Source organism: Romboutsia sp. BSD2780061687b_171204_C1, from assembly GCF_015560225.1.
GTDB lineage: Bacteria > Bacillota > Clostridia > Peptostreptococcales > Peptostreptococcaceae > Romboutsia_C > Romboutsia_C hominis.
In genome coordinates this window covers 46,593-63,194 of record NZ_JADMRK010000009.1, presented here as the reverse complement: position 1 = coordinate 63,194, position 16,602 = coordinate 46,593, and the positions used below count along the sequence as shown (strand labels likewise).

9 protein-coding genes, 2 rRNA genes and 1 other annotated feature are annotated in these 16,602 nt (G+C 29.6%); all 11 genes read left to right on the top strand.

Going from position 1 to position 16,602, the window contains the following annotated elements:
- A 23S ribosomal RNA gene (locus tag I2H23_RS12860) occupies nt 1-79 on the top strand; the annotation flags it as partial.
- Between the two features lie 58 nt (nt 80-137).
- Nucleotides 138-254 (top strand): 5S ribosomal RNA (gene rrf / locus I2H23_RS12855).
- A 407-nt stretch (nt 255-661) separates the two neighbouring features.
- Nucleotides 662-4,099 (top strand): pyruvate carboxylase, encoded by a 3,438-nt coding sequence (locus tag I2H23_RS12850; RefSeq protein ID WP_092921734.1) that lies wholly within the window; start codon nt 662-664, stop codon nt 4,097-4,099.
- Between the two features lie 565 nt (nt 4,100-4,664).
- Nucleotides 4,665-6,596: an elongation factor G gene (locus I2H23_RS12845; RefSeq protein ID WP_092921736.1), complete on the top strand. Its 1,932-nt coding sequence runs from the start codon at nt 4,665-4,667 to the stop codon at nt 6,594-6,596.
- A gap of 231 nt (nt 6,597-6,827) precedes the next feature.
- Entirely contained in the window at nt 6,828-9,281 is a 2,454-nt protein-coding gene (locus tag I2H23_RS12840; RefSeq protein ID WP_092921738.1) for an ATP-dependent Clp protease ATP-binding subunit, read from the top strand.
- Between the two features lie 167 nt (nt 9,282-9,448).
- A complete protein-coding gene (radA, locus tag I2H23_RS12835; protein ID WP_092921740.1) occupies nt 9,449-10,822 on the top strand; it encodes a DNA repair protein RadA in 1,374 nt (457 codons plus the stop codon).
- Nucleotides 10,823-10,824: 2 nt separating this feature from the next.
- Nucleotides 10,825-11,895, top strand: coding sequence for a DNA integrity scanning diadenylate cyclase DisA (gene disA / locus I2H23_RS12830; protein WP_092921742.1), 1,071 nt, complete (start codon nt 10,825-10,827; stop codon nt 11,893-11,895).
- Nucleotides 11,896-12,001: 106 nt separating this feature from the next.
- The gene (locus I2H23_RS12825; RefSeq protein ID WP_166506179.1) at nt 12,002-13,087 is read left to right on the top strand and encodes a PIN/TRAM domain-containing protein; all 1,086 of its coding nucleotides are present in this window, start codon (nt 12,002-12,004) and stop codon (nt 13,085-13,087) included.
- A gap of 99 nt (nt 13,088-13,186) precedes the next feature.
- Entirely contained in the window at nt 13,187-13,870 is a 684-nt protein-coding gene (ispD, locus tag I2H23_RS12820; RefSeq protein WP_092921746.1) for a 2-C-methyl-D-erythritol 4-phosphate cytidylyltransferase, read from the top strand.
- Between the two features lie 13 nt (nt 13,871-13,883).
- On the top strand, nt 13,884-14,363 hold the full coding sequence (gene ispF / locus I2H23_RS12815; RefSeq protein WP_092921748.1) for a 2-C-methyl-D-erythritol 2,4-cyclodiphosphate synthase: 480 nt from the start codon (nt 13,884-13,886) through the stop codon (nt 14,361-14,363).
- 135 nt (nt 14,364-14,498) lie between these two features.
- Nucleotides 14,499-14,705, top strand: a binding site (T-box leader).
- 69 nt (nt 14,706-14,774) lie between these two features.
- On the top strand, nt 14,775-16,490 hold the full coding sequence (locus tag I2H23_RS12810) for a proline--tRNA ligase (RefSeq protein ID WP_166506180.1): 1,716 nt from the start codon (nt 14,775-14,777) through the stop codon (nt 16,488-16,490).
- Nucleotides 16,491-16,602 lie beyond the last annotated feature (112 nt).

Here is a 16,602-nt window from a genome sequence, read left to right as displayed (position 1 = left end):
TACCTGGTTGATAGGTCGAAGGTGTAAGTGCAGTAATGTATTTAGCTTATCGATACTAATAGGTCGAGGACTTGACCAAAATCATTAACTAAATGATATACAGTTTTCAGAGTATTAACTCTAAAAGATAAAGATTATGTGGTTATTATAGCAAAGAGGATACACCTGTTCCCATACCGAACACAGAAGTTAAGCTCTTTAGCGCTGATGGTACTTGGGGGGCGACCCCCTGGGAGAGTAAGACGTAGCCACGTAATCTTTTTTTATGTGAAAAAATAGTAATATTTATATTTTAAAGCATATAATAAAAAATAAGTCTTTATAAAAATCAATACTAAGCTATACAATATTTCCAAAATCATTTATTTAATGCAAATGCGATAAATTTGCTATATTAAATGATATCTAAACAAACGATTAGTTCAAAATATGCATCAATTCCAATAAATTTCTATATTAAAAATAAAAAAATTTAAATACTTAATAATATAATCTAAACCGCCTTAACTAAAGTTAGGTATTTTTTGTTATATAAGATAAAAGTTATTTATTTAAATGTATTTATATTATTTATTAAGGACTTCAAGTAAACGTATTTAAACATTAAATAACATAGTTTATAATCTTTAATATTAAAAGAAAAAGGGAGGGGATTAGGATTATGTTTAAAAAATTTAATAAAATCTTAGTTGCTAACAGGGGAGAAATAGCTATAAGGATATTTAGAGCCTGCTCTGAATTGGGGATAAAGAGCGTGGGGATATATAGTAAAGAAGATAAATATAGTTTATTTAGAACAAAAGCAGATGAATCTTATTTAATAGGAGAAGATAAAGGTCCAATAGACGCATACTTAGATATAGATAGTATTATAGAATTAGCTAAGAAGAAAAATGTAGATGCAATTCATCCAGGATATGGTTTCTTATCTGAAAACCCAGAATTCGTAAAGAAGTGTGAGAAAAATGGAATAACATTCATAGGTCCATCAGCAGATATAATGAATATGATGGGAGATAAAATAAATTCAAAACGAATAGCAAAAGAGGTGGATGTAGCTACTATACCAGGAATAGATGAACCAATCAAAGATATTAAAAGAGCCAAAGAAATAGCTAAAGAAATAGGATATCCAATAATGCTTAAAGCTTCTAACGGCGGTGGCGGTAGAGGTATGAGGGTTGTTTATAACGAATCAGATTTAAGTATAGAATATGAAACAGCATGTAGTGAATCAAAAAAAGCTTTTGGTGAAGATATGATATTCATAGAAAAGTATATAGCTAATCCTAAACATATAGAGGTACAGATATTAGGGGATAAGTATGGAAATATAGTACATTTGTATGAAAGAGATTGTTCAGTACAAAGAAGACATCAAAAGATAATAGAATATTCACCAGCATTTTCTCTAGGCGATAAATTGAGAGAAAATATATGCAATGACGCAGTTAAAATAGCTAAGCATGTAGGATATATAAATGCAGGTACTTTAGAATTTTTAGTAGATGATAGTGGAGAATACTATTTTATAGAAATGAACCCAAGGATCCAAGTAGAACATACGGTAACTGAAATGGTAACCGGTATTGATATAGTGCAAAGTCAAATATTAATTGCTCAAGGATATAGATTAGATAGTGATGAGATAAATATAAAATCTCAAGAAGATGTAAAACTAAGAGGATATTCTATTCAATGTAGAATAACAACAGAAGACCCTAAAAATAGATTTATGCCAGATACAGGTAAAATACAAGTATATAGAACTGGTTCAGGATTTGGTATTAGACTAGATGGAGGTAATGGATTTGCAGGGGCAAATATAAGTCCATACTATGATAGTCTACTTGTAAAGACTATATCTTGGGATAGAACATTTAAAGGTGCAATAAATAAAACTATAAGATCTATCAAAGAATTTAGGGTTAGAGGTGTTAAAACTAATATAGGATTTTTGGTAAATGTATTGAATAATCCTATATTCGTAGAGGGAAAATGTAGCACCAGATTTATAGATATTAATCCAGAATTATTTGAGATAAGAGAAAGTAAAGATAGAGGTACAAAATTACTTCAATTTATAGGGAATACAGTAGTAAATGAAAATAAATGCGAAGATAAACCTTCATTTGATTCAATATATCAGCCTAAGATAAATAAAGATATAATACTTAATGAAGGAAGTAGGGATCTGTTTAATAGATTAGGTAAAGAAAAGTATATGGAATCTATTAAAAATGAAAAGAAACTATTGCTGACAGATACAACTATGAGAGATGCACATCAATCATTACTAGCTACAAGACTTAGAACATATGACTTATTAAAAGTAGCAAAACCAACTAATGAGTATATGAAAGATTTATTTTCTATTGAGATGTGGGGCGGAGCAACCTATGATGTTGCATATAGATTTTTAAAAGAATCTCCATGGATTAGACTACAAAAACTTAGAGAAGAGATACCTAGTGTATTATTCCAAATGTTATTTAGAGCATCAAATGGAGTTGGATATAAAAATTATCCAGATAACGTAATTGAAGAATTTATAAAACAATCAGCAGAACAGGGAATAGATGTATTTAGAATATTTGACTCTCTAAATTGGGTGGAAAATATGAAGCCATCTATATCAACAGCTTTAGAAACTGGAAAAATAGTAGAGGCTAGTATATGTTACACAGGAGATATATTAGATCCAACAAAGAATAAATATAATTTAGAATATTATATAAGAATGGCTAAAGAGCTAGAAGAATTAGGTACAGATATAATATGTATAAAAGACATGGCAGGCTTACTTAAGCCATATTCAGCATATACTCTTATAAAAGAATTAAAAAATAATGTCAATACTCCTATACATCTTCATACACATGATACAAGTGGAAATGGTATTGCAACTTGCCTTATGGCATCTGAGGCAGGGGTGGACATAGTGGATGGAGCATTAGAAACTATGGCAGGTTTAACTAGCCAACCATCACTAAACGCTATTGTAGAAGCACTTAAAAATACTGAAAGAGATACTCAGATTAATTTATATGGATATGAAGAAATAGGAAACTATTATAAAGATTTAAGAAAAATATATTCTAGATTTGAAAGTGATTTATCAAATCCTTCTGCTGAAATATATAAATATGAGATACCAGGAGGACAATATACAAATCTAAAACCACAAGCTGATAGCTTAGGACTGTCAAATAAATTTGATGAAGTAAAAGAAAAGTATAAAGAAGCAAATGAAATATTGGGAGATATTATAAAAGTAACTCCATCATCTAAAGTAGTAGGAGACCTTGCTATATTTATGGTAAAAAATAAATTAGATAAGAATAACATAATAGAAGAAGGTGAAAAATTATCATTTCCAGATTCTGTATTAGACTACTGTAAAGGAATGATAGGTCAACCAGAAGGAGGAATACCAAAAGATATTCAAAGGGTAGTATTAAAAGGAGACACTCCGATAGAAGAAAGACCTGGTAAATTAATTCCAAAGGAAGATTTTGAAAGTATAAAAGCTGATTTAGATAAGAGATTCAAAATGAATACAAATATAAGAAATATATTAAGTTATACTTTATATCCAAAGGTATATGAAGATTACCTAAAACATCTGCAACTATATAATGATATATCAAAGCTAGATAGTCATGTGTATTTCTATGGATTAAATAAAGGTGAAGAGTGTGAAGTAGAGATAGAAGAAGGTAAAATACTTACTATAAAGTTAGTAGATATAGGTGATGTTAAAGAAAATGGAAATAGAACAGTATCATTTGAATTAAATGGTATGATGAGGGATATAGATATAAAAGACAATAACTACTCTGGGAACATAAAAGATATAATAAAAGCTGATATGAATGACCCTATGCAAATAGGAGCTAGTATACCTGGAAAAGTAGTTAAAATTTTAGTTAAAGAAGATGATGAAGTAAAACAAAATCAACCAATGATTATTATAGAAGCAATGAAAATGGAAACTATAATAGTTGCTAAAGCAGATGGTATTGTAAAATCAATAAAAGTTGAAGAAGGGGAATTAGTAAGAGATAAGCAATTACTTATAACTATGAAAGATAAATAAAAAATTCGCTTAACTCATATAAAACAATACTTAAGAATTTCTAATATAAATTAAATAGATTAAAATATGAAGATATTCTTCTTTAAAGTTAGTTTGTAATAATATGATAAGCTAAAAAAGAACTTATGCTTAAAAGGCATAAGTTCTTTTATTTATCGAAAAATAGAAGAAATAATTGTCAGTATAAGGACATAATCAATTGAATAAATTAAACTTCGATAAATAGATAAAATGTATATCAATAGTGAAATATGAGAAAAAATATTATTAATATACTGCATTAGAATTGTATAAATAATAAGTGGAATTATATATAGATTATTGAATATATATATATAAAATAAAATTTATTATTAAATATGAAATTACAGTAAAAGAGAGGAAAGAGGTAATAAGTATAGAATTAATGACTAAGACCTTAAGTACTAACTATTTCTTGGGAAATACTTATATCACCACCTAGAGTTAAGATGTTTACATACTTATTATCAAAAAATAAAATTTAGTTATGTAATTATAGTGAAATACTCAAAGTAATTTATAAATTATAAAGGTAGGTGCTTATATGAAAATTTACGATAGTAGTAATATAAGAAATATAGCAATACTAGGTCATAGTGGATGCGGGAAGACAAACTTAATTGAAGCCATAGCATACACATCAAAGTTAACTAGTAAAATACCGAGAATAACTGATAAAATGAATATGACATACAGTATAGGATTAACTCCAGTAGAGTATAATGACTATAAATACAATCTATTAGACACACCAGGTTACTTTGACTTCTGTGGAGAAGTAATATCATCTCTTAATGCAAGTGATGCAGCTATAATAGTTATAGATGCAACAACTGACGTCCAAGTGGGAACAGAAAAATCATTAGAGTTAACTGAAAACATGCCAAAAATAATGTTCATAAATAAAATTGATAATGAAAAATCTAGATATAAAGATACACTAGCTATGCTTAGAGAGAAGTATGGCAATAAAGTAGTACCAATGATTATACCTATATATAAGAATAAAGAATTTATAAAATTACATAATGTTTTTGAAAATATGGATGGATTAGATGGAGAATTTAAGCAAGAAGCTATGAGTGTAAAAGAAGCGTTAATGGAGCTTATAGCAGAAACAGATGATGAGTTATTAGATAAGTATTTTAGTGGAGACGATTTAAGTGATGCAGATATACAAAAAGGTATAACTATAGGTATGCAAAGAGGAGATATAATTCCTGTTATATGTGGTTCAACGATAAACAATATAGGAACAGCTGAAATATTAGAAACTGTTTCAAAATATTTGCAGCCAAAGTACTCTAATATAGAGGCTAAATTTAAAGGGCAAGTATTTAAAACAATAGTAGACCCATTCATAGGAAAAATGTCTTATATAAAGGTAACTCAAGGTAAAATAAATAAAGACTGTGAATTATTTAATTTGAATAAATCAGAGAAAGAAAAAATATATAATATATATACTATGAAAAATGGAGACCTTATAGAGCTAAGTGAGGCTAGATGTGGAGATATAATAATTGTAACAAAAGTAAATTCACTTCAAACTGGCCACACTGTATCTATAAGTAAGGATGAATACGAATTAGAAGATATAAACTTACCAAAGCCACAAATATATTATGCAGTGGTTCCTAAAAATAAAGGAGATGAAGATAAGATAGGTTCTGCATTAAATAAAGTGGTTGAAGAAGACCCAACTATTAAGTGGTATAGAAATCCTGAGACAAAACAAGTATTAATAGGAGGTCAAGGGGAACTCCATATAAATACTATAAAAAATAAGATTAAGTCAAAGTTTGGTGTAGATATTGGCTTAGAAGATATAAAAGTAGCTTATAGAGAAACTATAAAAGGAAAAGCTGAAGTTCAAGGTAAGCATAAAAAGCAGTCAGGAGGTCATGGGCAATACGGAGATGTCAAAATTAAATTTGAAAGAAGTAATTTAGATTTTGAGTTTGCTGAAGAAATATTTGGTGGATCTGTACCAAAACAATATATCCCAGCAGTAGAAAAAGGTATAAAGGATTCCATGGTAAAGGGAGTTTTAGCAGGTTTTCCAGTTACAAATATAAAAGCAACTTTATATGATGGGTCATATCATGATGTAGACTCATCAGAAATGGCATTTAAATTAGCAGCAGGTATAGCATTTAAGAAGGGTATGGAAGAGGCTAAGCCAGTTTTACTAGAGCCTATAATGAAGTTTAAGATAACTGTTCCAGAAGAGTATATGGGGGATATAATGGGGGATATAAATAAGCGAAGAGGAAAAATACTTGGAATGGAATCTGATGAAAAAGGAAAACAAATAATATATGCAAATGCTCCACAAGCAGAAACTTTTAAATATGCAATAGATTTAAGGGCCATGACTCAGGGAAGAGGTTATTTTGAGATGGACTTAGAAACATATGAAGAAGTTCCAGCTCAATTAGCTCAAAAAATAATAGAGTTGGAAAATAATAAATAAAATTTAAGGCTCTAGATTGCTCATCTAGAGCCTTAAATTTTTTAGAAAGTACAAGTTAAACCTTGGAACAATAATGAAAAAAATGCATATAAATTAGATTAAATATACATTTAGTAGATGTGTATTATGAAGTAACTGAATGATATTAAAAAGGTTGACTATAATTAATTACTAAATTAATCAAATATAGATAGCATTAAGTAATTATTATAATAGAGAGGAGGGTAAAGTTTGTATTTTAACAGATTTACTCAAAGGGCAAAGAGATCAATAGATATAGGTATAGAAAGTGCACAAAGATTGGGTCATAAAGTGGTAGGTAGTGAACATATCTTATTTGGCTTAATAAAGGAAAAGGAAGGAATAGCAGGAAAAGTATTAATGCAGTTAGGACTAACAGATAGCATAATCAAATCAAAAATAATTGAAGTAAAAGGCAACGCTAATGAGCCAGTAGAAGATGTAACATTAAGTCCAAGGAGTAAACAAATATTAGAGCTCTCTGGTATGTTTGCTAATAAGTTAAGAACTAATTATATAGGAACAGAGCATATTTTGTTAGCGATAGTTCAAGAAGGCAATGGTACTGCTATGAAAATATTAAACTTAGAAGGTATTGATGAGAGAGCTATTGTGCAGTTAATAATTGATATGATGGGATTAGAGGAGTACTCAATACAACAAGAAAAAGAAGAAAAATACACAGTTAAGGTACAGGAGGAATCTCTAAAACTTTTAGATAAATATGGTAAGAATCTTGTAAAACTAGCTTCCCAAGGTAAATTAGACCCTGTAGTTGGTAGAAAAATTGAAATAGAGAGAGTTATACAAATATTAAGTAGAAGAACAAAAAATAATCCAGTTGTAATAGGAGATCCAGGCGTAGGAAAAACTTCTATAATAGAAGGATTAGCTATAAACATATCAGAAGGAAATGTGCCTGAAACTTTAAAAAATAAAAGCTTATATACTTTAAATATGGGTTCTATGCTAGCAGGTGCAAAATATAGAGGTGAATTTGAGGATAGAATAAAGCAAGTTATAGATGAGGTTATAAAAAATGGCAATGTAATTCTATTTATAGATGAAATACACACAATAATAGGTGCAGGTGCAACTGGAGAAAGTACAATAGATGCATCAAATATACTTAAACCTGTACTATCAAGAGGAGAACTACAAATTATAGGAGCAACAACAATAGATGAATATAGAAAGCATATAGAAAAGGATTCAGCTCTTGAAAGAAGATTTCAACCAGTAGTGCTTAAAGAACCATCTAGAGAAGAAAGTATAAAAATCTTAGAGGGTATTAGAGATAAATATGAAGATTTTCATAAATTAAAAATAAGTAATGAATCTTTAGTTGCAGCAGTAGATTTATCTATAAGATATATAACTGATAGATTTTTACCAGATAAAGCTATAGATTTAATAGATGAAGCTGCATCAAGAGTTAGGTTAAAAATAGGCAAATCATCAATTAAAATTTTAGGATTAGAAGAAGAAATCGAAAGCATAGATAAGGAAAAAGACAAAGCAGTAATGTATCAAGATTTTGAGAAAATTGATAAAATAAAAAAACAGCAAGAAAATTTGAAGAAAGAACTTAAAGAAGTAAAACAACAATGGAATGCTATGGGAAAATATACAGAAGTAGTTAAACCAGAAGATATTGCAGAAGTTGTAGAATTATGGACCAGTATACCTGTAAATAAAATAGTAGAATCTGAATCTAGCAAATTATTAAGGTTAGAGAAAATATTACATGAAAGAGTGGTTGGTCAAGAGCAGGCAGTGAAGTCAATTTCGAGAGCTATAAGAAGGTCAAGAGCAGGATTAAAAGATCCAAATAGACCAATTGGATCTTTCTTATTCTTAGGTCCTACAGGAGTAGGCAAGACAGAATTATCAAAAGCCTTAGCAGAAGTGCAATTTGGAGATGAAAATAAGATAATAAGACTTGATATGTCTGAGTATATGGAAAAACATGCAGTATCTAGACTAATAGGGTCACCACCAGGATATGTAGGTTATGAAGAAGGTGGCCAATTAACAGAAAAAGTAAGGAGAGATCCTTACTCTGTAATTTTACTTGATGAAATAGAAAAAGCGCATATAGATGTATTTAATATTTTATTGCAAATATTAGATGATGGAAGACTAACAGATTCCAAAGGTAGAACTGTAGACTTTAAAAATACTATAATAATAATGACTTCTAATGTAGGGGCAACAAAAATAAGCTCTCAAAGAATATTAGGATTCTCTACAAATAGAAATAAAGAGGAAAAAGTCAAGAGTGATTATGAAAATATGAAAGAATGTATAATGGAAGAAGTTAAACAAAAATTTAGACCTGAATTTTTAAATAGAATAGATGATATAATAGTATTCCATTCACTAACAGAGGAAGATTTAGATGAAATAGTAAAATTAATGACAAAAGAATTAGCATCGAGGTTGCAAGCTATGAACATAAACCTAAATATGACCGAAGAATCCATAAGATTTATATCAAAAGTTGGATTAGACTTACAGTATGGTGCAAGACCACTAAAAAGAGCCATACAAAAAGAGATAGAAAATCCACTTTCAGAAGTAATACTAAAAGGAGACATACGAGGTGGAAATGTTGTTATAGCAGAGGTAGAAAATAATAAGATAGTATTTAAGTGCAAATAGTAGTAATATATATAATAAGGGGGAGAGTATTCCCCTTTATTTTTATAAGCAAAAAATATTAGTATAATATATAGGTATATTAGCTATAAAGGATTTTAAAGATTCTACATAATATTATATAGATATGCTAAAATTATATAGACAAAAAGAATTTAAGGGTGAATTATATGGCAAAAATAAAAACAAAATATGTATGTCAAGAATGTGGGTATGAAACTTCAAAATGGTTAGGGAAATGCCCTGAATGTACAAAGTGGAATACTTTCGTAGAGGAAATTGAGCAAAAAGGAAGTAAAAAAGAAGTTTTCATTATAGATAAATCATCATCAAGACCAGTAAGTATAAATTCTATACAAACTAAAGAAGAAGAAAGATTTTCAACGTGTATAAATGAATTGGATAGAGTGTTAGGTGGAGGTGTTGTAAAGGGGTCATTAGTTCTTGTTGGAGGAGACCCAGGGATAGGTAAATCTACACTACTAATACAAGTTTCAAGCAATGTTGCAAACTCAGGAAAAAGAGTACTTTACATATCAGGAGAAGAGTCTGAATCTCAAATAAAAATGAGAGCTCAAAGGTTAGGTATAAGTTCAGATAATCTGTATATATTCGCAGAGAATAATTTAAGTATAATAGAAGCTCATTTAGAAAGTATAAATCCAGAACTTATCATATTAGATTCTATTCAAACTGTTTATAGCCCAGAAATATCATCAGCTCCAGGAACTGTTAGCCAAATTAAAGAAGGTACATCTAAATTCATGAAAATTTCTAAAAAAATGGGTATATCAACCTTCGTAGTTGGACATGTAACAAAAGAAGGTTCATTGGCAGGTCCTAAATTATTAGAGCATATGGTGGATACAGTTTTATATTTTGAAGGAGAAAGATATAATACATATAGATTAGTAAGAGCTGTAAAGAATAGATTTGGTTCGACTAATGAACTAGGTGTCTTTGAAATGAGAGATTTAGGTTTGGTAGAGTTAGAAAATCCATCTAAGATACTTATATCAGAAAAGCCAAAAGATGTGGCTGGTTCTGTAATAATATCTACAGTAGAAGGGACCAGACCAATGCTTTTAGAACTGCAAGCATTAGTATCCCCAACTAGTTTTGGTATTCCTAAAAGGACAGCTACAGGGGTTGATTATAATAGAGTTGCTATGTTATTAGCTGTTTTAGAAAAGAGAGTAGGATTGCAAATTCAAAATCAAGATGTGTATTTAAATATTGTAGGGGGTATAAAAATAAATGAGCCTTCAATAGATTTAGGTATAATAATTGCCGTTGCATCAAGTTTTAGAAACATTGAAGTTGATGAAAAAATAGCAGTAACAGGAGAAGTAGGTTTAACAGGAGAAGTAAGAGCAGTTAGCTATATAGAAAAGAGAATAGCTGAGTGTAAAAAATTAGGATTTTCAAAAATGGTTATACCAAGAAGTAATTATGATGCAGTAAAAGATGTTAAAGGTATAGAAATATGGCCAGTTGATAATTTAAGACAAGCTATAAATATAGTACTAGGGGGTAATAAATAATAATGGAAGATATCTTAAATAATAAGAATGTATTACACGCATTAAAAATGATATCTCCTGGAAGTCCATTAAGACAAGGTTTAGAAAATGTACTAAAAGCTAAGACCGGTGGTTTGATAGTTATATCAAATGGAGAAGATACAATGAAGGTTGTAGATGGAGGATTTAATATAAATGCAGATTATTCACCTGCATATTTATATGAATTAGCAAAAATGGACGGGGCTATAGTACTTAGTCAAGATGTTAAGAAGATATTATTTGCAAATGCACAATTAATACCTGATTATTCTATTCCTACATCTGAAACAGGGACAAGACATAGAACAGCAGAGAGAGTTGCAAGGCAGACAGGTTCTATAGTTATTGCTATATCTCAAAGAAGAAATGTAATAACTGTATACAGAGGAGATCAAAAGTATGCGCTAGAAGAAATATCAAAAATATTTACAAAAGCTAATCAAGCATTACAGACTTTAGAAAAATATAAAGCAGTATTAGATCAAGCTGTAGCAAGCCTAAATGCATTAGAATTTAATGATTTAGTAACTATATACGATGTAGCAATTGTACTTCAAAAAATGGAAATGGTTATGAGAATTACAAGTATAATAGAAAAATATATTATAGAGCTTGGGCAAGAAGGAACACTAGTCAGAATGCAGTTAGAAGAATTAGTTGGAACAACTAAAATTGACCAAAAACTTATACTAAAAGATTATAGCAAAGAAGATATAGACATAAAGTTATTTAAAAAGAAAATAAAAACATTATCTCCTGAAGAATTAGTAGATTTAACTAATATGGCTAAACTTTTAGGTTATAGTGGATTCTCTGAAAATATGGATATGGAGATAAGACCAAGAGGGTATAGAGTATTAAATAAGATACATAGATTACCATCAACTATAATTGAAAATTTAGTAAATTACTTTGAAGATTTCCAAGAAATACTAGATGCATCTATTGAAGATTTAGATGATGTAGAGGGGATAGGTGAAATAAGGGCAACATATATAAGAAATGGACTAATAAAAATGAAACAATTAGTATTACTAGATAGATTTATATAATTTATTAATAAGGATTTAAGATATATTTAAGGACTTTGTTGTTGAATAAATATGGTATTATAGATTATAATAAAAAAATATTAAGTATTAATCCGGGGGTGAAGAATTGATACCAAAAGTGATAAGATTTATAACAAGCATACTGGGGTTTGCTCTAGGTATGACTACATATGCAACTTTAATGAAAGCATTTCCGGCACTTAAATTTGGTGCAGAGATATATGGTTTAATTGCATCTGTTTCAGTTGGGATAGTTGTAGGAATCATATTCTATGCAATAGAGCCGTGGTTTACTGATAAATTTAAGGATATTGCTAAGGTTATGGATAAAGAAATATCAAAATATCCTCAAACAGATATATTACTAGGATCTATAGGTCTTATAGTTGGGTTCGTAATAGCTTACTTAGTAAGTGGTATAATGAGCACAATACCTATAATCGGAGGATTCTTAGCTTTTATTACATATGGGTTTATGGGCTACTTAGGTATAAGAGTAGCATTAAAGAGTAAAGATGACTTATTTAACTTAGGAAAGTTAAGCAAAATTTCAGGATCTATGAAAGATAAAGGATCTAAGAAGGAAATAAACAGGGTTATACCACCTAAAGTATTAGATACGAGTGTAATAATAGATGGTAGAATAGCAGACATATGCAAAACTGGATTCGTTGAAGGTAAATTAGTTATACCTGAATTCGTTTTAGATGAATTAAGACATATAGCGGACTCTTCAGATGACTTAAAAAGAGTTAGAGGAAGAAGAGGATTAGATATACTTAATATAATAAAAGAAGAACTACAAATAGAAGTTGAAATTACTAAAACTGATTTTGACGATATAGCTGAAGTAGACAGTAAGCTTTTAAAGCTAGCTAAGACTCTAAATGGTAAGGTTGTAACTAACGATTACAATTTAAACAAAGTAGCACAAGTTCAAGGTGTTGAGGTATTAAACATAAATGAACTAGCTAATGCTGTTAAGCCAGTAGCAATACCAGGAGAAGCTATGGTGGTTCAAGTAGTAAAAGAAGGTAAAGAACATAGTCAAGGTATAGCATACCTAGATGATGGTACTATGATAGTTGTAGATGGAGGTAAAAAATACATGGGACAAACTATAAGTGTTTTAGTTACATCTGTATTACAAACTCCAGCTGGAAGAATGATATTTGGAAAACCTAAAGTTTAAATTTTAAAAGTCTTCGTATTTTCGAAGGCTTTTTTGATATAATTTATTAGATAAAGTAGTTAATATATAAGTGTTAATTGTATATAAAGAGGTGATTAAATGAATGGCGTTGTTATAGTAGCAGCTGGTAGTGGAAGTAGAATGAAAATGGGGATAAATAAACAATTTATAAAGCTTAATAACAAAGAAATAATAGCATATACAATAGAAAAGTTTTATAAAAATGATGATATACAAGATATTGTTGTAGTTATAAAAAAAGAAGAAGAAGAATTCTTTAAGAAAGAAATTATAGAAAAGTATAATTTACATAACATAAAGATTGCTTTTGGTGGGAAGGAAAGACAAGACTCTGTATATAATGGACTTAAAAGTTTAAATAAAGATTGTGAGATAGTATTAATACATGATGGGGCAAGGCCATTTGTAACAAAAGAAATTATAAGAAAATCAATAGACGAAGCCAAAGAAAATAATGCAGTAGTTGTAGGAGTACCGGTAAAAGATACTATAAAAGTGGTTAATGAAAATAAAGATATAATAGATACACCGAATAGAAGTACTTTGTGGGCAGTTCATACACCACAGACATTTAAATACGATATATTACTAAAATCATATGAAGATGCCTTTAAAAATAATTTCTACGGAACAGATGATGCAATGTTAGTAGAGGAAATAGGATATAAGGTTAAAATGATAGAAGGTTCATATAATAACATTAAGATAACAACACAAGAAGATTTAAGTATAGGATCACAAATATTAAAAGATCAAATTTAACGGAGGCTATATAATGAGAGTAGGATTAGGATATGATGTTCATAAATTAGTTGAAGGTAGAAAACTTATAATGGGTGGAGTTAATGTTCCACATGAAACAGGATTATTAGGACATTCAGATGCAGATGTTTTAGTTCATGCAATAATGGATTCTATGTTAGGAGCATTAGCATTAGGAGATATAGGTAAGCATTTCCCTGATACAGATGAAAGATATAAAGGAGCAGATAGTATAGAATTACTTAGACATGTAAATAATCTAATAATAGAAAAGGGATATACTATAGGTAACATAGATGCTACAATAATAGCGCAAGCGCCAAAAATGGCACCACATATTCAAAGTATGAGAGAGAATATAGCTAATGCTTTAAATACTAACTTAGACAGAATAAATGTAAAAGCAACAACAGAAGAAGGACTTGGTTTTACAGGTACAAAGCAAGGTATAGCATCACAAAGTATTTGTTTATTAGTTAAAGTTGACAACTAATATGAAATAATATAATATTATCTCATAAGTATGGAAAAATAAAATTAATAATTAATTATTCCTTAAAATGTGCAACAATAAATGAATACAATAATATTATTATTAATAACAACATACAATAAATAAAAAACATAAATCAAAGCTATAATAAAGAAATAGTAAAAGACTAGAGTCTTCACAGAGAGGGAACATTTGGTGAAAGTTCCTAAGATATAATCTTTGAACCAATCTTTTAGCATAAAGGTGGTAACAAACCTTTACGGTAGGGACCGTTATATCCCCTAAAGAGGGCTAATGGCTAATTAGAGTGGTACCGCGGAAATTCAACCTTCCGTCTCTATACATATGTATAGAGACGGAAGGTTTTTTTAATATTAAGACTTTCAAAATATAAAACAGGAGGAAATAACTATGAAAATGTCAAAAATGTTTATGCCAACATTAAGAGAAGTTCCAGCTGATGCAGAAATAACAAGTCATCAATTAATGATGAGAGCTGGTATGATAAGAAAGATGGCATCAGGAGTATATAATCAATTACCAATGGGTATAAGAGTTTTCAAAAAAATAGAAAACATAGTAAGAGAGGAATTAGAGAAAAAAGGATGCCAAGAAATACTATGTTCAGGATTAATACCATCTGAGTTATGGAAAGAGTCTGGAAGATGGGACGTAATGGGTGCAGAAATGATGAGAGTGAAAGATAGAAATGATAGAGATTTCTGCCTTGGACCAACTCATGAAGAAGTGTTCACAGATTTAATAAGACAAGAAATAACTTCTTACAAGCAATTACCACTTAACTTATATCAAATACAAGTTAAATATAGAGATGAGAGAAGACCTAGATTTGGGGTTATGAGAACTAGAACTTTCACTATGAAAGATGCATATAGTTTTGATATAGATGAAGCAGGATTAGATAAATCATACCAAGATATGTATGATGCTTATACAAATATATTCGCTAGATGTGGATTAGATAATAGTCCAGTTCAAGCAGATACAGGAGCAATAGGTGGATCTGTTTCAGCAGAATTCATGGTTAAATCAGAAGTAGGAGAAGATGAAATAGTATTCTGTAGTGGATGTGACTATGCAGCAAATATGGAAAAAGCTGTTTCAGTAAATACTTCTTTAGATAAAGAAGAAATGAAAGAATTAACAGAAATACACACTCCAAATGTTCATACAATAGAAGATTTAGAAAAATTCTTCAACTTACCAGCAAATAGATTTGCTAAGACTTTAGTATATGAAGTAGATGGAAAGACTGTTGTGGTTGTAGTAAGAGGAGATAGAGAAGTTAATGAAACTAAGGTTGCTAATGCTATAGGTGGAGCAGTAGAGTTTGAACTTGCTAGAGAAGAAGTTGTAAGAGCTGTAACTAAAGCAGGTATAGGATTTGCTGGACCAATAGGTGTTGAAGCTGACTATGTATTTATAGATAATGAAGTAGCTGAACAAAATAATTTAGTTATAGGTGCTAATAAAGATGAATACCACATACAAAATGCTAACTATGGAAGAGATTTCGAAGGTACAGTTGGAGATTTCAGAAATGTTACTGAAGGAGATAAATGTACTAAATGTGGTTCTGAATTAGAAATAGCTAGAGGGGTAGAAGTTGGTCATATATTCAAGTTAGGAACTAAGTACTCAGAAACTATGGGAGCTAACTATATAGATAAAGATGGAAAATCTAAGCCAATAGTAATGGGATGCTATGGTATAGGTATAGAAAGAACTGCTGCTGCTATAATAGAGCAACATCATGATGAAAATGGTATAATATGGCCATTATCAATAGCTCCATATCATGTAGTAGTTGTACCAGTGAATATCAAAAAAGCAGAGCAAATGGAAGCTGCTGAAAAGATATACAATGAGTTACAATCTATGGGTGTAGAAGTATTATTAGATGATAGGGACGAAAGAGTTGGAGTTAAGTTCAAGGATAGCGAATTAGTAGGTATACCAATGAGAATCACAGTTGGTAAAGATATAACTGACGGTAAAGTTGAATTTAAATTAAGAGATGCCCAAGATAAAGAATTAATAAGCTTAGATGAAATAAAATCTAAAATAGAAGCTGAGTTTGTTAAGAATAACGTTAAGTTAGGATAGTATAGATAATAAATAGTATATATAATTCACTAAACTATCAACAAAAAATGGTTAATATGTGGATATATATACTATTTTAATTGTGTAGAAAATCATATTATCCACAAAATTT